We start from the raw sequence: 19,748 nt of genomic DNA on the forward strand, positions 1-19,748 counted from the left end.
TCTTTTTCAGACCATCGAGAGGCGTGCGGCCCAAACCGCGGGCAGATGGCACGCAGGAAGCCCGGACTAATAAGATGGCATTGAAATCCCCCGCGTTTCGTAGAAAATTTCCGTTGCTGGTAACCGGCAGTCTGCTGGCCTTGCAACCTTTCGCCACCTCATTCGTGGTCGCCGCGGAACAGTATGACTGCTCAGTCTCTGCTTCGGGTGCCTGGGATTGCGCGCCGAAGACCGCCGCCGCCCCATTGCCACCGCGCCCGGTGCATGACGGTGCTGCCGTCAGCTCGGCCAACAGCACGCCGCAAGGCAAAGCTGGCGGCAGCGTCGACGCCGAGCCCAAGACCATGCTGGTCACCGAAGCCAAGGGCCGTGGCCTGCGTTCGCGCAGTGCCGACTACAGCCACCTGGACTGGGTACCTCGCGACAAGCTGACCGCAGCACAGTTGGCCGAAACCGGCCCTTACTGCGGCGGCGCCTACATCGAGCCGACTCGTCCTGGCATGAACGACAAGACGAACAAGAGCGATGCGCCGACCTTCATCGGCGCCAAGGCTTCTCGTTACGAGCAGGAGCAGCAGGTCGCTACCCTGGCCGGTGACGTGGTCATGCGCCAGGGCAGCATGCAGCTGGAGTCGGACGAAGCCAGCCTGTACCAGGCGGAGAACCGTGGCGAACTGAATGGCAAGGTGCGCCTGCGCGATAACGGCGCCCTGATCGTGGGCGACCATGCCCAGGTCCAGCTCGACACCGGTGCCGCCCAGATCGACAACGCCGAATACGTGATGCACAAGTCACGCATCCGCGGTAACGCGCTGTACGCCAAGCGTGCAGAAAACGCGATCATCCGTCTCAAGGACGGTACGTACACCACCTGCGAGCCGGACAGCAACGCCTGGCAGCTCAAGGGCAACAACATCACGTTGAACCCGGCCACCGGTTTCGGTACGGCGACCAACGCGACGTTGCGGGTCAAGAACATCCCGATCCTGTACACCCCGTACATCTACTTCCCGATCGATGACCGTCGTCAATCCGGCTTCCTGCCGCCGAGCTTCAGCACCGGCAGCGAGACTGGCTTTACATTGGTAACGCCGTACTACTTCAACCTGGCACCGAACTACGATGCCACGTTGTACCCGCAGTACATGACCAAGCGCGGCTTGTTGATGGAGGGCGAATTCCGCTATCTGACCAAGTCGAGTGAAGGGCAGTTTGGTGGGGCGTATCTCAACGACGATAACGATGAGCGCAAGAACCAGACCGATTACGAAAAGACCCGCTATATGCTCAATTGGCAGCATAAAGGTGGGTTGGATTCACGTCTGACGTCACAGGTGGATTACACCCGGATCAGCGATCCTTACTACTTCCAGGATTTGAAGTCGTATGAGGAAGGGGTTGAGAGCCAGGACTTCCTGAATCAGCAAGGTTCCCTGACGTACCGGGGCGACTCATATCAGGCTCGCCTGAATCTCCAGGCATACCAGTTAGCGACGATTTCTCAGATCACACCGTATGATCGGTTGCCGCAGCTCACTCTCAACGGTCAATTGCCATTCCATCCGGGTGGCTTGAACTTTAGTTATGAGACTGAAGCCGTCCGCTTTGATCGTGACTTGGAAAATGGCACCTTTACCGACGAGAACGGTGCAGTGACACCTCGTTTGGATACCAATGTCAGAGGGCTCACCCGCGCAAACGGCACTCGTTTAAACCTTGCGCCAGCGGTTGAATACCCGATGAACTGGACTTACGGTTTTATTACGCCGAAGCTCAAGTACGTCTATACAAAGTATGACTTGGACCTTGATACGATCGGTAAAAACTCACTGGCTGCCGGAGATAAATTCAAAAGCTCCCAAGACCGTGCGGTACCTATCGCCAGCGTAGACAGCGGCCTGTACTTCGACCGCAAAACCAATTGGTTCGGCAAAGACTTTAACCAGACCCTCGAACCGCGGGCGTACTACCTCTACGTACCGAACAAAGACCAGAGTGATATTCCGGTCTTCGATACCAGCGAATACTCGTTCAGCTACTCCTCGCTGTTCCGCGACAACCGCTTCAGCGGCTCCGACCGGATCGGTGACGAGAACAAACTATCCCTGGGCGTAACCAGCCGTTGGATCGAAGAAAACGGCTTTGAACGCCAACGTGTTTCCGTCGGCCAAGCGCTGTACTTCAAGGATCGCGAGGTTCAACTGCCGGGTGTACTGGCCGCTGATCGTGACGACGCTCGCACAGACGTCTCGCCTATCGCTCTGGAATATGAGTTCCGCTTCAACCGCGACTGGCGCGCCACGGCTGACTACAACTGGGACACTGAGAGCCATGCCCCACGTTCCGGCAGCGCAATGTTCCACTACCAGCCGGAAGACAACCCGAACAAGGTCGTCAACCTCGGTTATCGCTATCGCAACGACCAAGTGGTCTACAACCAGTTGACCGGTAAATGGCAGTTCGGTGGCGACTACGGCCAACCAGGCGATCCGAACTTCGTGAAGGATTACTACAAAATCCAGCAACACGACTTCTCGATGATGTGGCCGATCATTCCGCAGTGGAATTTGATCACCCGCTGGCAGTATGACTATGCCCGCAACCGTACCCTGGAAGCCTTCGGTGGTTTCGAGTACGACAACTGCTGCTGGAAACTGCGCGTCATCAACCGTTACTGGGTTTCCAACGACGAATATACCCAAATCGCCCCCCTTAACGAAAAGGGTGACCACGGGCTCTTCTTCCAGATCGTCCTCAAAGGACTCGGCGGCCTGACCGGCGCCAAGGTAGAGAGCTTCCTCGACAAAGGCATTGAAGGTTATCGTGAACGTGAAGACAAAGCTTTCTGAGTGTTTGCGCCCGCTAGTGCTGGGCGCGCTGTTCCTGGGTACTGTTTCGGCACACGCCGCAGTTCAACAGCTGGATAAAGTAGCGGCCATCGTCGACAACGACGTGATCATGCAGAGCCAGCTGGACCAGCGGGTCAAGGAAGTTCAGCAAACCATCGCCAAACGTGGCGGTGGGGTGCCACCGACCAGCGTCCTGGAATCTCAGGTACTGGAACGCCTGATCGTCGAAAACCTGCAACTGCAGATTGGCGAACGTTCCGGCATCCGTATTTCGGACGAAGAACTGAACCAGGCTGTTGGCACCATTGCTCAACGCAACAACATGAGCATTGATCAGTTCCGCGCCGCCCTGGCCCACGATGGCCTGTCCTATGAGGACGCCCGTGACCAGATCAAGCGCGAAATGATCATCAGCCGTGTGCGCCAGCGCCGTGTGGCCGAACGGGTTCAGGTGTCCGAGCAGGAAGTGAAGAACTTCCTGGCTTCGGACCTGGGCAAGATGCAGCTCTCCGAAGAGTTGCACTTGGCCAATATCCTGATTCCTACCCCGGACGGGGCCAACTCTGAGCAGCTCAATGCCGCTGCCGCTAAAACCCAGGCGATCTACGAGCGCCTGAAAGCGGGTGCAGATTTTGCCCAGATGGCCATTGCTCAGTCCGGCAGCGATAACGCCCTCGAAGGCGGTGACATGGGCTGGCGTAAAGCCGCTCAATTGCCACCTCCGTTTGATCGCGAATTGAGCGCCATGGAAGTCGGCGGCATTACCCAGCCAGCCCGCACCCCGGGTGGTTTCATCATCCTCAAGCTACTGGAGCGTCGCGGCGGCGAAACCTCGTTGAAAGACGAAGTTCATGTTCGTCACATCCTGGTCAAACCGAGCGAAATCCGCACCGAAGCACAAACCAAGGAACTGGCCCAGAAGATCTATGACCGCATTGAAAGCGGTGAAGACTTCGCCACCCTGGCTAAAAGCTTCTCGGAAGACCCAGGCTCTGCCCTTAACGGCGGCGACCTGAACTGGATCGACCCGAGGGCACTGGTGCCCGAGTTCCAGCAGGTCATGGCCGACACGCCACAAGGCGTATTGTCCAAGCCGTTCAAGACCCAATACGGTTGGCATGTCCTGGAAGTCCTTGGCCGTCGCGCCACGGACAACACCACCCAGGCTCGCGAGCAGCAAGCCCTGACCGTACTGCGTAACCGCAAATACGACGAAGAGCTGCAAACCTGGCTGCGTCAGATCCGTGACGAAGCTTATGTAGAGAACAAGCTGCCAGGCGCCGAGCAAACAGGCACCGACCAGGCAACGCAGTGAAACCCCAGCGTTTCGCAGTGACACCCGGCGAGCCGGCCGGCATTGGTCCAGACCTGTGCCTGCTGCTCGCCTCGCAACCCCAGCCACACCCCCTGATTGCCATTACCAGCCGCGACCTGCTCCTTGAGCGGGCCGCGCAGCTGGGTGTGGCCGTCAACCTGCTGGAGGTGGCGCCGGGCAACTGGCCCGACCTGGCGGCCCCCGCTGGCAGCCTGTATGTGTGGGACACCCCGCTGCAGGCCAAGGTGGTGGCCGGGCAGTTGAACACGGCCAACGCGGCATTCGTGCTGCAGACGTTGACCCGTGCGGGCCAGGGCTGCATCGACGGCGACTTTGCCGGCATGATCACCGCACCGGTGCACAAAGGCGTGATCAACGAATCCGGCATCGCCTTTTCCGGCCATACCGAATTCCTCGCGGAACTGACCCATACCGCTCAAGTGGTGATGATGCTCGCCACCCGCGGCCTGCGTGTGGCGCTGGTGACCACCCACTTGCCGCTGCGTGAAATCGCCGATGCCATCACTGCCGAGCGCGTGGAGCGTGTCACGCGCATCCTGCACAGCGACCTGCAACACAAATTCGGCATTGCCCAACCGCGCATCCTGGTCTGCGGGCTCAACCCCCACGCCGGTGAAGGCGGCCACTTGGGCCATGAAGAAATCGACATCATTGAACCAACACTAGAGCGCCTGCGCCAAGAAGGCATGGACCTACGCGGCCCATTGCCTGCAGACACTCTGTTCACCCCCAAATATCTGGAGCACTGCGATGCAGTGCTGGCGATGTACCACGACCAGGGGCTGCCCGTGCTGAAATACAAAGGCTTCGGCGCCGCAGTCAACGTGACACTGGGCCTGCCGATCATCCGCACCTCCGTCGACCATGGCACGGCCCTGGACCTCGCAGGCAGCGGCAAGATCGATACCGGCAGCCTGCACGTGGCCCTGGAAACCGCCTATCAGATGGCCGAGACCCGTATATGACTGAGCATTACCAACACCGGGCGCGCAAGCGTTTCGGGCAGAACTTCCTGCACGACGCTGGCGTGATCGATCGCATCCTGCGCTCAATCCACGCCAAGCCAGAAGACCGCCTGCTGGAAATCGGCCCGGGCCAGGGCGCGCTGACCCAGGGCCTGCTGGCCAGCGGCGGGCAACTGGACGTCGTGGAACTGGACAAGGACCTGATCCCGATCCTCAACCAGCAGTTCGCCGGCAAAGCCAACTTCAACCTGCACCAGGGCGACGCGCTGAAGTTCGACTTCAACAGCCTTGGCGCTGCGCCCAACAGCCTGCGGGTGGTGGGTAACCTGCCGTACAACATTTCCACGCCGCTGATTTTCCACCTGCTGAACAACGCCGGAATCATCCGAGACATGCACTTCATGCTGCAAAAGGAAGTGGTGGAGCGCCTGGCCGCAGGCCCTGGCGGTGGTGATTGGGGTCGTTTGTCGATCATGGTCCAGTATCACTGCCGCGTGGAGCACCTGTTCAACGTCGGTCCAGGCGCGTTCAACCCGCCGCCGAAGGTCGATTCGGCCATCGTACGCCTGGTGCCGCATGCCGTGCTGCCGCACCCGGCCAAGGACCACAAACTGCTGGAACGCGTCGTGCGGGAGGCGTTCAACCAGCGCCGCAAGACCTTGCGTAACACCCTCAAGGCCCTGCTGAGCAATGCCGAGATCGAAGCTGCCGGCGTTGATGGAAGCCTGCGCCCCGAGCAACTGGACCTGGCCGCGTTCGTGCGCCTGGCTGACCAGCTTGCCATACAGCCTGCATCCGAAGTGGAATAGGCCGTAAGAACTCGATGCAATCCAATGTGGGAGCGGGCTTGCTCGCGAATGCGCAGTATCAGTCACCAAATGTGTAACTGATGCACCGCCTTCGCGAGCAAGCCCGCACACATTTGCTCCGCGTTATACCGATAACGCTTGCCGGCTGCCCGACACATGTCTGGCCTAGCGCCCACCTCTTGGCCTAGACTGACTCGCATCTGCTGTCCTTCGCTTTTAAGGCCTCTTGCATGTCCGATCCTCGCTATCAGATAGACGTCAGCGTCGTCACCCGCTTCCTGGCGGACCAATCGCAACCCGAACATAACCGCTTCGCCTTTGCCTACACCATTACAGTGAAGAACAACGGGCTGGTGCCGGCCAAGCTGCTGTCGCGCCACTGGGTCATCACCGATGGCGACGGCCAGGTCGAGGAAGTGCGCGGGGCAGGCGTTGTCGGCCAGCAACCGTTGATCGACAGCGGCGCCAGCCACACTTATAGCAGCGGCACGGTGATGACCTCCAAGGTCGGCACCATGCAAGGCTCGTATCAAATGAAGGCCACTGACGGCCAACTGTTCGATGCAATCATCAAGCCCTTCCGCCTGGCCGTGCCAGGAGCCCTGCACTGATGGCGACGTATGCTGTCGGCGACCTGCAAGGCTGCCTGGACCCTCTCAAGCGCCTGCTGGATCGCGTAGCCTTCGACCCCGCAAATGATCGCTTGTGGTTGGTGGGCGACCTGGTCAACCGCGGCCCCCAGTCCCTGGAAACCCTGCGCTACCTCTATAGCCTGCGTGATTCTTTGGTATGCGTGCTGGGCAACCATGACCTGCACTTGCTTGCGGCCGGCAACAATATCGAGCGCCTCAAAAAAGGCGACACCCTGCGGGAAATCCTCGAAGCCCCGGACCGCGCTCAACTGCTCGACTGGCTGCGCCGGCAAAAACTCATGCACTACGACGAGGACCGCAACATGGCCTTGGTGCATGCCGGTATCCCGCCGCAGTGGACGCTGAAAAAAGCTCTCAAGTGCGCCGCCGAAGTTGAAAGTGCATTGGCCGATGACAACCTGTACACCGCTTACCTCGACGGCATGTATGGCAACGACCCGGTGAAGTGGGACAACGAGCTCACCGGCGTCGCCCGCCTGCGAGTGATCACCAACTATTTCACACGCATGCGCTTCTGCACGGCCGAAGGCAAACTGGACCTCAAGAGCAAGGAAGGTGCCGACAGCGCCCTCCCCGGCTATAAGCCCTGGTTCGCCTACAAGGAACGCAAGACCCGTGACACGAAGATCATCTTTGGTCATTGGGCCGCGCTGGAAGGCAAGTGCGATGAGCCCGGCGTGTTCGCCCTCGACACCGGTTGCGTGTGGGGCGGCGCCATGACCCTGATGAACATCGACACGGGCGAGCGCCAGGACTGCCAGTGCGAATCCCCCCTTTCCATTACCCAGCCGGCCGCCACCAAGCCATAGGAGCCCGCCATGACCGAATTCAAACGTATCCCCCCCGAACAAGCCCAGGCCCTGCGCGAGCAAGGTGCTGTAGTCGTCGACATCCGCGACCAGCCTACTTACGCCGCCGCCCACATCAGCGGCGCGCAGCATCTGGACAACGTCAACATCGCCGACTTCATACGCGCCGCCGACCTCGATGCGCCGTTGATCGTCGCCTGCTACCACGGCAATTCCAGCCAGAGCGCAGCCGCGTACTTGATCAGCCACGGTTTCTCTGACGTCTATAGCCTGGACGGCGGGTTTGAGCTGTGGCGTACGACCTATCCTGCGGAAATTTCTTCAGGCGATTCGCAATAATTTTTTTCACACCCCGCTACCCCGCGTGACGCTTGGGCTTGCGCCGTTTCTGACGAACGGCGCAGCCAAACTAATTGCGCATCGCGCCTTGACCTCCCGGATTCCGAACTATCCTTAAGCGCAGGCCATCCGAATCAGGGGAGAGCCGGTACACCGGCGTACGGGTCATCGGTAACGTTTCAGGGTGTTCTGGGGGGAAAACAGCCATTGGCGTGCGTCAATGACTGCCAGCATCGACTGATTGATCCGGCGTCGGCTCCACGTATCGAGCGAGGTGACGACGTCATGAGTATCTTTAGCCACTTCCAACAACGCTTCGCGTCCACACAGCAGGAAGAACTCACGCTTCAGGAGTATCTCGAGCTGTGCAAGCAGGACCGCAGCACCTACGCCTCTGCCGCCGAACGCCTGCTACTGGCGATTGGCGAGCCAGAACTGGTGGAAACCGCCAATAATTCGCGCCTGTCGCGGATATTTTCCAACAAGGTAATCCGCCGCTATCCGGCCTTTGAAGACTTCCATGGAATGGAAGAATGCATCGACCAGATCGTTTCCTACTTCCGCCATGCCGCCCAAGGCCTGGAAGAGAAGAAGCAGATCCTCTATCTGCTGGGCCCGGTCGGCGGCGGCAAGTCGTCCCTGGCGGAAAAACTCAAGCAATTGATCGAAAAGGTGCCCTTCTATGCGATCAAGGGCTCGCCCGTCTTCGAGTCCCCCTTGGGCCTGTTCAACGCCACGGAAGATGGCGCGATCCTCGAGGAAGACTTCGGTATCCCGCGGCGCTACCTCAACACCATCATGTCGCCCTGGGCCACCAAGCGCCTGGCCGAGTTCGGCGGTGATATCAGCCAGTTCCGCGTGGTGAAACTCTACCCGTCGATCCTCAACCAGATCGGCGTGGCCAAGACCGAACCGGGCGATGAAAACAACCAGGACATTTCTGCGCTGGTGGGCAAAGTCGATATCCGCAAGCTGGAAGAATTCCCGCAGAACGACGCCGATGCCTACAGCTATTCGGGCGCACTGTGCCGGGCCAACCAGGGCCTGATGGAATTCGTGGAGATGTTCAAGGCACCGATCAAGGTGCTGCACCCACTGCTCACCGCTACCCAGGAAGGTAACTACAACAGTACCGAAGGCCTTGGGGCGATTCCGTTTACCGGGATCCTGCTGGCTCACTCCAACGAATCGGAATGGCATACCTTCCGCAACAACAAGAACAACGAAGCCTTCATCGACCGGATCTATATCGTCAAGGTGCCGTACTGCCTGCGGGTCAGCGACGAAATCAAGATCTACGACAAACTGCTGTTCAACAGCTCCCTGGCCAAGGCCCATTGCGCGCCGGACACTCTGAAGATGCTTGCCCAGTTCACCGTGCTGTCGCGCCTCAAGGAGCCGGAGAACTCCAATATCTATTCGAAGATGCGCGTCTACGACGGCGAAAACCTCAAGGACACCGATCCCAAGGCCAAGTCGATCCAGGAATACCGTGACACGGCGGGTGTAGACGAAGGCATGAACGGTCTGTCGACGCGCTTTGCGTTCAAGATCCTGTCCAAGGTTTTCAACTTCGACCCCCACGAGATTGCCGCCAACCCGGTGCACTTGCTCTACGTGCTGGAACAGCAGATTGAACAAGAGCAGTTCCAGGCCGAAACCCGTGAGCGCTACCTGCGCTTCCTCAAGGAATACCTGGCGCCGCGCTACATCGAGTTCATCGGCAAGGAAATCCAGACCGCCTATCTGGAGTCCTACAGCGAATACGGCCAGAACATCTTCGACCGCTACGTGCTGTACGCAGATTTCTGGATCCAGGATCAGGAATACCGCGACCCGGAAACCGGCGAAATCCTCAATCGCGTGGCCCTCAACGAAGAGCTGGAAAAAATCGAGAAACCCGCCGGCATCAGCAATCCGAAGGATTTCCGCAACGAAATCGTCAACTTCGTACTGCGCGCCCGTGCCAACAACAACGGCAAGAACCCCACTTGGCTCAGCTACGAGAAGCTGCGGGTGGTCATTGAGAAGAAAATGTTTTCCAACACCGAGGACCTGCTGCCCGTCATCAGCTTCAACGCCAAGGCCAGCAAGGAGGATCAGCAAAAACACAACGACTTCGTCACACGCATGGTCGAGCGAGGCTACACCGACAAACAGGTACGACTGCTCTCCGAGTGGTACCTGCGGGTTCGCAAATCGCAGTAAGGCAGCGGCAAGCGCGCACTGCCAGGCATCCGGCCTGGCAGTTGACCGCTTGTCTCTAAGCTTCCAGCCCGCGGCTTGAAGCTTGTAACGTGAAGCTGCCCGGAGGGCTCCCCATGAGCTATGTGATCGACCGACGCCTCAATGGCAAGAACAAGAGCACGGTAAACCGTCAGCGTTTCCTGCGGCGTTACCGTGACCACATCAAAAAGGCGGTAGAAGAGGCCGTCAGCCGCCGCTCCATCACCGATATGGAGCATGGCGAACAAATCAGCATTCCCGGACGGGACATCGACGAACCGGTGCTTCACCATGGCCGCGGCGGCAAACAAACCGTGGTGCACCCCGGCAACAAGGAATTCACCACCGGCGAACATATCCAGCGCCCACAAGGCGGTGGCGGCGGCAAAGGTCCGGGCAAAGCCGGCAACTCTGGCGAAGGCATGGATGAATTCGTATTCCAGATCACTCAGGAAGAATTCCTCGAATTCATGTTCGAAGACCTCGAACTGCCCAACCTAGTCAAACGCAACCTGACCGGCACCGATACCTTCAAGACCGTACGCGCAGGGATCAGCAACGAGGGCAACCCGTCGCGCATCAACATCATCCGCACCCTGCGTTCAGCCCACGCACGGCGTATCGCCCTGTCCGGTAGCAGCCGCGCCAAACTCAAGCAGGCCAAGGAAGAGTTGGCCCGCTTGAAGCGCGAAGAACCGGACAACTTCGGCGATATCCAGGAAATAGAGGCGGAAATCGAAAAACTCAGCGCGCGCATCCACCGCGTGCCGTTCCTCGATACCTTTGACTTGAAATACAACCTGCTGGTCAAGCAACCCAACCCCAGCTCCAAGGCTGTGATGTTCTGCCTGATGGACGTTTCCGGCTCCATGACCCAGGCCACCAAGGACATCGCCAAGCGCTTCTTTATCCTGCTGTACCTGTTCCTGAAACGGAACTACGACAAGATTGACGTAGTGTTCATCCGCCATCACACCAGTGCCCGGGAAGTGGACGAAGAGGAGTTTTTCTACTCGCGGGAAACTGGCGGCACCATTGTTTCCAGCGCACTGAAGCTGATGCAGGAGATCATGGCCGAGCGCTACCCCGCCAACGAGTGGAACATCTATGCCGCACAGGCTTCCGACGGCGATAACTGGAACGACGACTCCCCAATCTGCCGGGACATTTTGATCAACCAGATCATGCCGTTCGTGCAGTACTACACTTACGTCGAAATCACCCCCCGTGAGCACCAGGCCCTGTGGTTCGAATACGAGCGCATCGGCGAAGCCTTTGCCGACACGTTCGCCCAGCAGCAACTGGTCTCGGCCGGCGATATCTACCCGGTCTTCCGTGAACTCTTCCAGCGCAGGTTAGTGACATGACCGCCAAAAAAGAGAACAAGCGCCAACCCATTTCCACTGGCTCCGAGTGGACCTTCGAACTGATCCAGGCCTATGACCGGGAAATCAGCCGTATCGCGGCGGGTTATGCCCTGGACACTTATCCCAACCAGATAGAAGTCATCACCGCTGAACAGATGATGGATGCCTATGCCTCGGTGGGCATGCCCTTGGGCTATCACCATTGGTCCTACGGGAAACACTTCCTCAGTACCGAGAAGTCCTACACACGCGGCCAGATGGGCCTGGCCTACGAGATCGTGATCAACTCCGACCCGTGCATCGCGTACCTGATGGAAGAAAACACCATCTGCATGCAGGCGCTGGTAGTAGCCCATGCCTGCTATGGGCATAACAGTTTCTTCAAGGGCAACTACCTGTTTCGAACCTGGACCGATGCCAGTTCGATCATTGATTACCTGGTGTTCGCCAAGCAATACATCATGCAGTGCGAGGAGCGCCACGGTATCGATGCGGTAGAAGACCTGTTGGACTCCTGCCATGCGCTGATGAATTACGGCGTTGACCGCTATAAACGCCCCTATCCGATTTCCGCAGAAGAGGAGCGCCTGCGCCAGAAGGAACGCGAGGAGCACCTGCAGAAACAGATCAACGACCTGTGGCGCACCATCCCCAAGCGCGCCGACAAGAACAGCGACAAGGACAATGCGCGCTTCCCCGCCGAACCTCAGGAAAACATCCTGTATTTCCTGGAAAAACACGCACCGCTGCTGGAGCCCTGGCAGCGTGAAATCGTGCGGATCGTACGCAAGATCGCGCAATATTTTTATCCACAGCGCCAAACCCAGGTGATGAACGAGGGCTGGGCAACCTTCTGGCATTACACCCTGATGAACGACCTGTACGACGAGGGCCTGGTCACTGACGGCTTTATGATGGAGTTCCTCACGTCCCATACCAGCGTGGTCTTCCAGCCAGGCTTCGACAGCCCGTATTACAACGGCATCAACCCCTATGCACTGGGTTTTGCCATGTACCGCGATATCCGCCGCATGTGCGAGCACCCCACCGAGGAAGACCGCCGCTGGTTCCCGGAAATCGCCGGCAGCGACTGGCTCTCGACCATCAAGTTCGCCATGAGCAGCTTCAAGGATGAGAGTTTCATCCTGCAGTACCTGTCGCCCCAGGTGATCCGCGACCTCAAGCTGTTCAGTATCCTGGACGACGACCTCAAGGACGACCTGGTAGTACCTGCCATCCACGACGAACCCGGCTACCGCATCATTCGCGAAACCCTGGCCGCGCAATACAACCTCGGTAACCGCGAACCTAACGTGCAGATCTACAGCATCGATGTGCGTGGCGACCGTTCGCTGACCTTGCGTCACCAGCAGCACGACCGCAAACCCTTGGGCGAATCCACTGAGGAAGTGCTCAAGCATCTGCATCGGCTCTGGGGCTTTGATATTCATCTGGAAACCCTGCAGGGCGACCAAGTGATGAAAACCCATCATGTGCCACCGCGCAGCGATCATAACGACAACGACTACGGCCGCCTCGACATGGCCGTCGTTCATCTCTGAAACAGCAAAGCCTCCATTGGCCAAGCTCAGGCGTTATCCTGTGCCGCTAATGGAGGCTTTTTCATGAAAATCTACAAAGTCGGCGGCGCCGTGCGTGATCGCCTACTGGGCATCAAGGTCACCGATATAGACCGCGTCGTCGTTGGCGCGACGGCCGAAGAGATGCTCGCCAAGGGTTATAAACCGGTGGGCGCCGATTTCCCGGTATTTCTCGACCCGAAGAACGGTGACGAATACGCCCTTGCTCGCACCGAACGCAAGAATGGCCGGGGTTACGGCGGCTTTATATTCCATGCGAGCCCCGACGTTACGCTGGAAGAAGACCTGATCCGGCGTGACCTGACCATCAACGCCATGGCGGAGGATGACGAGGGTAACCTGACTGATCCTTATCAGGGACAGCGCGATCTTGAAGCGCGTCTTTTACGGCATGTTTCTCCCGCGTTCGCCGAAGATCCCCTCCGCGTATTGCGCGTTGCGCGTTTCGCCGCGCGCTATGCGCCTCTTGGCTTCACAGTCGCCCCTGAGACTCTGGAGTTAATGCGCCAACTCAGTGAGTCCGGCGAGTTGGAGGCCCTTACCCCCGAGCGCAGTTGGAAGGAAATCTCACGGGCGCTGATGGAAGATCAACCCCAGGTATTTATCCAAGTACTGCGTGACTGCGACGCGCTGAAAACCTTGATGCCGGAGGTGGATGCGCTGTTCGGCGTGCCGCAGCCCGCAGCTCACCACCCGGAAATTGACACCGGCGTGCACACCTTGAGCGTGCTGGAACAAGCTGCCCTGCACAAGCAACCGCTGAGCGTGCGCTGGGCCTGCCTGCTGCACGACCTGGGCAAGGGCCTGACACCTGTGGATAAGTTGCCGCAGCACATTGCCCACGAATATCGCGGCTTGAAGCTGATCAAAGCGGTGAACGAGCGTTTCAAGGTGCCGAGGAATTGCCAGGAGTTGGCCTTGCTGGTGGGGCAATATCATACTCACGGGCATCGAGCGCTTGAACTCAAGGCCTCGACATTGCTGGAGTTGCTGCAAAGCTTCGACGTGTACCGTCGGCCGCAACGCTTTGAGGAGTTCGTGGTGGCCTGCGAAATGGACGCTCGTGGCCGCAAGGGTTTTGAACAGCGCAGTTATCCACAGGCCGATTATTTGCGCGGAGCGGCAAAGGCTGCACGCGAAGTGCCGGTCGCGCCGCTGCTAGAAAAGGGTTTCAAAGGTCCCGAACTGGGCGATGCGCTCAAGCGCGAACGGTTAAGCGCATTGAAAGCCTACAAGGAAAACCCCTTTCCTTAGGCGATGGCCGTTGTGGCGAGGGAGCTTGCTCCCGCGGGACCGGTCTGGCGCTCCAGTGCGAAGCGCTCCCAAGATAGTGGGGCTGCTGCGCAGCGGGAGCAAGCTCCCTCGCCACAACAAGCTCGGCGCCTACAAAAGAGCTTGTGGCGTGAGTGGTTGACCCTGCCACTCGAACGCCACAGGTGCCAATACCTGATCAATCTGCGCGTCTCGCCATAACTCGGCCATTGTCTTGCCCGCCTCAGGGTGCATACGGTCCGGCGCCATCATCGACAGCGGCCACAACACAAAGGCGTTTTTCAGGATTTCGGCTCGCGGCAAGATCAAGCCATCGAAATTACCCACCAGATCGCCATACAACAACACATCGATATCCAGCGGCAGGCCTTTGCGGTCTGGCGCGTAGCGGCCATTGTCAGCCTCGATGGATTTCAAGCGACGATCCAACTCCATCAACGGCAGGTCGGTATAAGCCGACACCACCAGATTGAAAAACGGCCCACTTTTGATCCCCACCGGCTGGCTTTCGAACACCGCCGAACAGCGCATATCCGTCAAGAAACCCGCCAACGCATCCAAGCCGGCACATAGACGAGCCTCGCGGTCGATATTGCTGCCAAGCCCGAGGTAAACCTGAGTCAACGACATCCGCGCTCGATCTCCACGCCCACGCCCTTGGCAGCCGGTACCGCGCCGGGCTTGGTCAACTTGAGGTGCAGCCAGGGAATCTGGAACTCACTCATCAGCACTTCGGCCAGACGCTCGGCAAAGGTTTCCACCAGTTGGTACTGGGACTGCTCGGCAAAGGCCTGGATACGCGCAGACACCCTGGCGTAATCCAGTGCCAGGGTCAGGTCATCACCGGCCGCAGCTGGGCGATTATCCCAGGCGAAGCTCAGGTCCAGGCGCAGGCATTGCCGGATTCCGCGCTCCCAGTCGTAAGCCCCGATCACGGTGTCGACTTCCAGGCCTTCGATAAACACTCTGTCCAAGCACTTTTCTCCGCAGCACGACAAGGGCGCGATGCCCCGTTAGAATCAGGGCGTCCTCGCCCGGAATAGTTAGCATGTTTTGGTCACTGGCGATTTTCGCCTACCTGCTCGGCTCGCTGTCCTTCGCCATTTTGCTCAGCCGCTTGACGGGAAACCCCGATCCGCGAATGAGTGGCTCAGGCAATGCCGGCGCCACCAATATGTTGCGCCTGGCCGGCAAGAAACTCGCCGTCCTGACCTTGCTGGGCGACGTTTGCAAAGGCCTGCTGCCCGTGCTGATCGCCAGCCTCGTCGGCCTTGGCTTGCAGCAGCAAGCCTGGGTGGGCCTATGTGCCGTCCTGGGCCACCTGTTCCCGTTGTACTTCCGTTTTCGCGGCGGCAAGGGCGTAGCCACGGCGGCCGGCATGCTGCTGGGTATTTACCCTCCTGCGGCGTTACTGGCCATGCTCGCCTGGCTGCTGACGTTCTACCTGACCCGTACCAGCTCGCTGGCCGCGCTGATTGCTACGCCGCTGACCCTGCCGTTGCTGGCCTGGCAGGAACCGCAAGCGCTGTTACCGATGAGCGTGCTGACACTGCTGATCGTCTGGCGCCACCGCGGCAATCTACGCGACCTGTTTGCCGGGCGCGAACGGCATTTTTAAATATCCCGCCTGGACTCGGCGCCCTTGAACCTTACAACGGCGGCAATTGTTCCATCGGCCAGCGCGCCTGCACGCTGATCGCCAGGCTTTCGTGCTGTCCGGCCTGCAAGCGCTGGCAACCGGCATAGGCGATCATTGCGCCGTTGTCAGTGCAGAACTCAGGGCGTGCGTAGAACACATTGCCATTCATGTCGCCGAGCATTTTTTCCAGGGAACTGCGCAACGCCTTGTTGGCGCTGACGCCGCCTGCGATCACCAGCCGCTTCATGCCCGCCTGTTTCAGGGCGCGCTTGCACTTGATGGTCAAAGTCTCCACCACAGCCTGCTGGAACGCCAGCGCGATGTCGCAACGGGCTTGCTGGCCGTCGTCCCCGGCGCTGACGCTCTGCTGCCAGGTGTTCAAGGCAGAGGTTTTCAAGCCGCTGAAACTGAACATCAAGCCAGGACGATCACACATCGGCCGCGGGAAGGTGTAGCGACCGGCAACGCCGTTCTCGGCAAGGCGGGCGATTTCCGGACCACCCGGATAATTAAGTCCCATCATCTTCGCGGTTTTGTCGAACGCTTCACCGGCGGCATCGTCCAGCGACTCGCCCAACAGTGTGTATTGGCCGATCCCGTCCACCTGAACCAGCTGCGTATGCCCCCCCGAAACCAACAAAGCGACGAACGGGAACTCCGGCGGTGTTTTTTCCAGCATGGGCGCCAACAAATGGCCTTCCATATGGTGCACACCAAGGGCAGGAATGCCCCAGGCAAACGCCAACGCCTGGGCGCAAGAGGCCCCAACCAGCAGGGCCCCGACCAATCCGGGGCCGGCGGTGTAAGCGATGGCATCGATCTCGGTTGCCACACAGCCGGCCTCATCCAGCACCTGGCGGATCAACGGCAGCATGCGCTTGACGTGATCGCGGCTGGCAAGCTCCGGCACCACGCCGCCATAGGCGCGATGCAGGTCGATCTGACTGAACAGTGCATCGGCCAAAAGCCCGCGTTCACTGTCGTATAGTGCGACTCCGGTTTCGTCGCAGGAGGTTTCAAGTCCCAGTACTAGCATGGGTTTGCGCCTTGTAGAGGCTGAATTCGAAGGCGCGCATAATAGTCGCCACTCCCCCTCCCGACTAGCGGTTTTCGATCAGAGGCTTTGCATTCCGGGCAATGAGGGGTTAACATCCGCAACCCTTAAAAACCGACGACCTCAGCCGCGAATTTTTTGCGACGAGAACGTTGATTCCCGGTAATGAAAGAAGGTAGCTCTGGATGCCAGCCGTCAAAGTAAAAGAGAACGAACCCTTCGACGTAGCTCTGCGTCGTTTCAAGCGCTCCTGCGAAAAAGCCGGTGTTCTGGCTGAAGTTCGTAGCCGCGAATTTTATGAGAAGCCAACTTCTGAGCGTAAGCGCAAAGCAGCAGCCGCTGTTAAGCGTCACGCTAAGAAAGTTCAGCGCGAACAGCGCCGCGCCGTTCGTCTGTACTAATACACAGACGTTCGTAGCAAGCTTCTGCCAAGCCCGGCCCTCAGCCGGGCTGTTGGCATTTGCGGATATCGCTTGATGCTTCACCGTCGACGCCGCACATGCGACCGAGACACTGCTTCACACGTCAGGGCTGGCTCTTTTGCCAGCGGTGCACGTCTCTTCTGACGAGCCTAACAAGGCTACTGACGAGCACACCTATTCTTCAAACAGACGATCAACTGTATCGGCTGTGCCCAACGATGCGTTTCCGAGGCCGCCATTGGCCTAGACCGGACGCCCGGGCAACATTTCCATGCCGAAGACTGATCAGAAACTATCCTCAGTAAATATTCGGCAGATACACTCCCTGATGACCCATGCAGACGATGATGATCGAGCACCCCTTACGTGCGCTTGAACACGTCACGGGCCCTCATTTACACGCAGTGATGACGAGAACGCCATGGCCGGGCTGATTCCCCAGAGCTTTATTGACGACCTTCTGAACCGCACCGACATCGTCGATGTTGTCAGCTCACGCGTACAGCTGAAAAAAGCCGGCAAAAACTACACCGCCTGCTGCCCTTTTCATAAAGAAAAAACCCCATCCTTCAGCGTCAGCCCCGACAAGCAGTTCTATTACTGCTTCGGTTGCGGCGCGGGCGGGAATGCCCTGGGCTTCCTGATGGACCACGACAACCTGGACTTCCCCCAGGCTGTCGAGGACCTGGCGAAAGCCGCCGGCATGGAAGTGCCCCGCGAAGAAAGTGGCCGGCCGCACAAACCGCGGCAACCCACCGATTCGCCGCTGTATCCGCTGCTCACCGCTGCTGCCGATTTTTACCGCCAGGCACTCAAGAGCCATCCGCAGCGCAAGGCCGCTGTCGATTACCTTAAAGGGCGCGGCCTCACCGGCGAAATCGCTCGGGACTTCGGCCTCGGCTTCGCTCCGCCGGGCTGGGACAATCTGTATAAACACCTGAGCAGCGATACCCTCCAGCAAAAGGCCATGATCGATGCCGGCCTGCTGGTGGAAAACGCCGAGACCGGCAAGCGCTATGACCGCTTCCGCGACCGGGTGATGTTCCCGATCCGCGACAGCCGTGGCCGCATCATCGCCTTCGGCGGCCGTGTACTCGGGGACGACAAGCCCAAGTACCTGAACTCTCCGGAGACCCCGGTGTTCCACAAGGGCCAGGAACTCTACGGCCTGTTCGAGGCGCGCAAGAACAACCGCAACCTCGACGAGATCATCGTGGTTGAAGGCTATATGGACGTGATCGCCCTGGCCCAACAAGGCTTGCGCAACGCGGTCGCGACCCTCGGCACCGCCACCAGCGAAGAACATTTGAAGCGCCTGTTCCGCGTCGTGCCCAGCGTGCTGTTTTGCTTCGACGGCGACCAGGCGGGCCGCAACGCCGCCTGGCGCGCGCTCGAAGCCACGCTGTCGAGCCTGCAGGATGGGCGCCGCGCACGCTTCCTGTTCCTGCCCGAAGGCGAAGACCCGGACACCCTGGTGCGCTCGGAAGGTACCGACGCATTCCGCGCACGTATCAATCAACATGCGCAGCCGCTGGCGGATTATTTTTTCCAGCAGCTGACCGAAGAAGCCGACCCGCGCTCCCTCGAAGGCAAGGCCCATATGGCCACCCTCGCGGCGCCGCTGATCGACAAAGTCCCGGGCGCTAATTTGCGCACGCTGATGCGCCAGCGCCTGCTGGAGATCACTGGTTTAAGCGGTGAAGCCGTAAGCCAGCTGGTGCACAGCGCCCCGCAGGATGCACCGCCAGCCTACGACCCCGGCATGGATTACGACGCCATGCCGGACTATGCCGACTTCCACCAACCTCAGGAGGCCTTCGCCCCCCAACAGGAATGGACGCCGAAGAAGCCCGGCGCCGGCGGCAAGAAGTGGGACAAAAAGCCCTGGAGCAAAAACGGCAAACGCGGTGATCGCGATGAAGCCTACGCACCACGCACGCCCGTAGCGGTGGAAGCCCCCACATTGATTGCACTGCGCACACTGATTCATCACCCGCAATTGGCCGGTAAGGTTGAAAGTGCCGACCACTTTGCCAACGAGAGCAATACCTATGCTCAGGTGCTTATCGCACTGATCGAAGCCGTGCAGAAAAACCCTAAGCTAAACTCAATCCAGTTGATGGCTCGCTGGCATGGCACGGAACAGGGCCGTTTATTGCGGGCACTGGCGGAAAAGGAGTGGCTAATTGACGGAGACAACCTTGAACAACAGTTTTTAGACACCATTAATAGGTTATCCGCGGGTCAACACACTCAGACCCTCGATGAACTTATCAAGAGAGCGAGGCAGCCGGGATTATCGGCTGAAGAGCAGATTCAGATAGCAAAACAGATGCGCGACCTCTTAAAACAGAATGTTTACGCATCAAACCCGACCTCAGCTGGCGTGTGAGGTCATAGCTCGGGT

The 19,748-nt window shown here is 59.1% G+C and carries 17 protein-coding genes; 14 read left to right on the plus strand and 3 right to left on the minus strand.

What is annotated here, in order from left to right; all coding sequences use genetic code 11:
* Positions 1–74 precede the first annotated feature (74 nt).
* From GIV26_RS22400 to GIV26_RS22450, 11 genes are all read left to right on the plus strand, one after another.
* Entirely contained in the window at positions 75–2,849 is a 2,775-nt protein-coding gene (locus GIV26_RS22400) for an LPS-assembly protein LptD (RefSeq protein WP_034128820.1), read from the plus strand.
* The gene (locus GIV26_RS22405; RefSeq protein ID WP_136624693.1) at positions 2,830–4,164 is read left to right on the plus strand and encodes a peptidylprolyl isomerase; all 1,335 of its coding nucleotides are present in this window, start codon (positions 2,830–2,832) and stop codon (positions 4,162–4,164) included. The genes GIV26_RS22400 and GIV26_RS22405 overlap by 20 nt, the downstream gene beginning before the upstream one ends.
* On the plus strand, positions 4,161–5,150 hold the full coding sequence (gene pdxA / locus GIV26_RS22410) for a 4-hydroxythreonine-4-phosphate dehydrogenase PdxA (RefSeq protein WP_054896797.1): 990 nt from the start codon (positions 4,161–4,163) through the stop codon (positions 5,148–5,150). The genes GIV26_RS22405 and pdxA overlap by 4 nt, the downstream gene beginning before the upstream one ends.
* Entirely contained in the window at positions 5,147–5,959 is an 813-nt protein-coding gene (gene rsmA, locus GIV26_RS22415) for a 16S rRNA (adenine(1518)-N(6)/adenine(1519)-N(6))-dimethyltransferase RsmA (protein WP_072445547.1), read from the plus strand. The genes pdxA and rsmA overlap by 4 nt, the downstream gene beginning before the upstream one ends.
* A 230-nt stretch (positions 5,960–6,189) precedes the next feature.
* Entirely contained in the window at positions 6,190–6,570 is a 381-nt protein-coding gene (gene apaG / locus GIV26_RS22420) for a Co2+/Mg2+ efflux protein ApaG (RefSeq protein WP_003194726.1), read from the plus strand.
* Positions 6,570–7,421 carry a symmetrical bis(5'-nucleosyl)-tetraphosphatase gene (locus GIV26_RS22425; protein WP_236282266.1) on the plus strand — a complete coding sequence of 284 codons (852 nt, stop codon included), beginning with the start codon at positions 6,570–6,572 and terminating at the stop codon, positions 7,419–7,421. The genes apaG and GIV26_RS22425 overlap by 1 nt, the downstream gene beginning before the upstream one ends.
* Positions 7,422–7,430: 9 nt before the next feature.
* Complete coding sequence (glpE, locus tag GIV26_RS22430; RefSeq protein ID WP_236282268.1) at positions 7,431–7,760, plus strand: thiosulfate sulfurtransferase GlpE; 330 nt, start codon at positions 7,431–7,433, stop codon at positions 7,758–7,760.
* Positions 7,761–8,045: 285 nt separating this feature from the next.
* On the plus strand, positions 8,046–9,968 hold the full coding sequence (locus tag GIV26_RS22435; protein ID WP_003194732.1) for a PrkA family serine protein kinase: 1,923 nt from the start codon (positions 8,046–8,048) through the stop codon (positions 9,966–9,968).
* A gap of 113 nt (positions 9,969–10,081) precedes the next feature.
* Positions 10,082–11,353 (plus strand): YeaH/YhbH family protein, encoded by a 1,272-nt coding sequence (locus GIV26_RS22440; protein ID WP_003194735.1) that lies wholly within the window; start codon positions 10,082–10,084, stop codon positions 11,351–11,353.
* Positions 11,350–12,915 (plus strand): SpoVR family protein, encoded by a 1,566-nt coding sequence (locus GIV26_RS22445; protein WP_003194736.1) that lies wholly within the window; start codon positions 11,350–11,352, stop codon positions 12,913–12,915. Before GIV26_RS22440 ends, GIV26_RS22445 begins: the two co-directional genes overlap by 4 nt.
* A 63-nt stretch (positions 12,916–12,978) precedes the next feature.
* On the plus strand, positions 12,979–14,208 hold the full coding sequence (locus GIV26_RS22450) for a multifunctional CCA addition/repair protein (RefSeq protein WP_236282270.1): 1,230 nt from the start codon (positions 12,979–12,981) through the stop codon (positions 14,206–14,208).
* Positions 14,209–14,337: 129 nt separating this feature from the next.
* On the opposite strand, the gene folK is transcribed toward GIV26_RS22450, so the two are convergent.
* Both folK and folB read right to left on the minus strand, forming a co-directional pair.
* Entirely contained in the window at positions 14,338–14,856 is a 519-nt protein-coding gene (gene folK, locus GIV26_RS22455; RefSeq protein WP_034128829.1) for a 2-amino-4-hydroxy-6-hydroxymethyldihydropteridine diphosphokinase, read from the minus strand.
* Positions 14,847–15,200, minus strand: a complete 354-nt coding sequence (gene folB / locus GIV26_RS22460; protein WP_032895029.1) for a dihydroneopterin aldolase — start codon at positions 15,198–15,200, stop codon at positions 14,847–14,849. Before folB ends, folK begins: the two co-directional genes overlap by 10 nt.
* Before the next feature lie 74 nt (positions 15,201–15,274).
* On the opposite strand from folB, the gene plsY reads away from it, so the two are divergent.
* Entirely contained in the window at positions 15,275–15,844 is a 570-nt protein-coding gene (plsY, locus tag GIV26_RS22465) for a glycerol-3-phosphate 1-O-acyltransferase PlsY (RefSeq protein WP_034128830.1), read from the plus strand.
* Positions 15,845–15,875: 31 nt separating this feature from the next.
* Here plsY and tsaD read toward each other — a convergent pair whose 3' ends face one another.
* Positions 15,876–16,901, minus strand: coding sequence for a tRNA (adenosine(37)-N6)-threonylcarbamoyltransferase complex transferase subunit TsaD (gene tsaD, locus GIV26_RS22470; protein WP_003194748.1), 1,026 nt, complete (start codon positions 16,899–16,901; stop codon positions 15,876–15,878).
* A 203-nt stretch (positions 16,902–17,104) separates the two neighbouring features.
* On the opposite strand from tsaD, the gene rpsU reads away from it, so the two are divergent.
* Positions 17,105–17,320, plus strand: coding sequence for a 30S ribosomal protein S21 (gene rpsU / locus GIV26_RS22475; RefSeq protein WP_002551877.1), 216 nt, complete (start codon positions 17,105–17,107; stop codon positions 17,318–17,320).
* A gap of 442 nt (positions 17,321–17,762) precedes the next feature.
* The gene (gene dnaG, locus GIV26_RS22480; RefSeq protein WP_032895025.1) at positions 17,763–19,733 is read left to right on the plus strand and encodes a DNA primase; all 1,971 of its coding nucleotides are present in this window, start codon (positions 17,763–17,765) and stop codon (positions 19,731–19,733) included.
* The last annotated feature ends 15 nt before the right edge of the window (positions 19,734–19,748 follow it).

The sequence above is a fragment of the Pseudomonas sp. PA-1-3F genome (assembly GCF_021609665.1).
Lineage (GTDB): Bacteria > Pseudomonadota > Gammaproteobacteria > Pseudomonadales > Pseudomonadaceae > Aquipseudomonas > Aquipseudomonas paracarnis.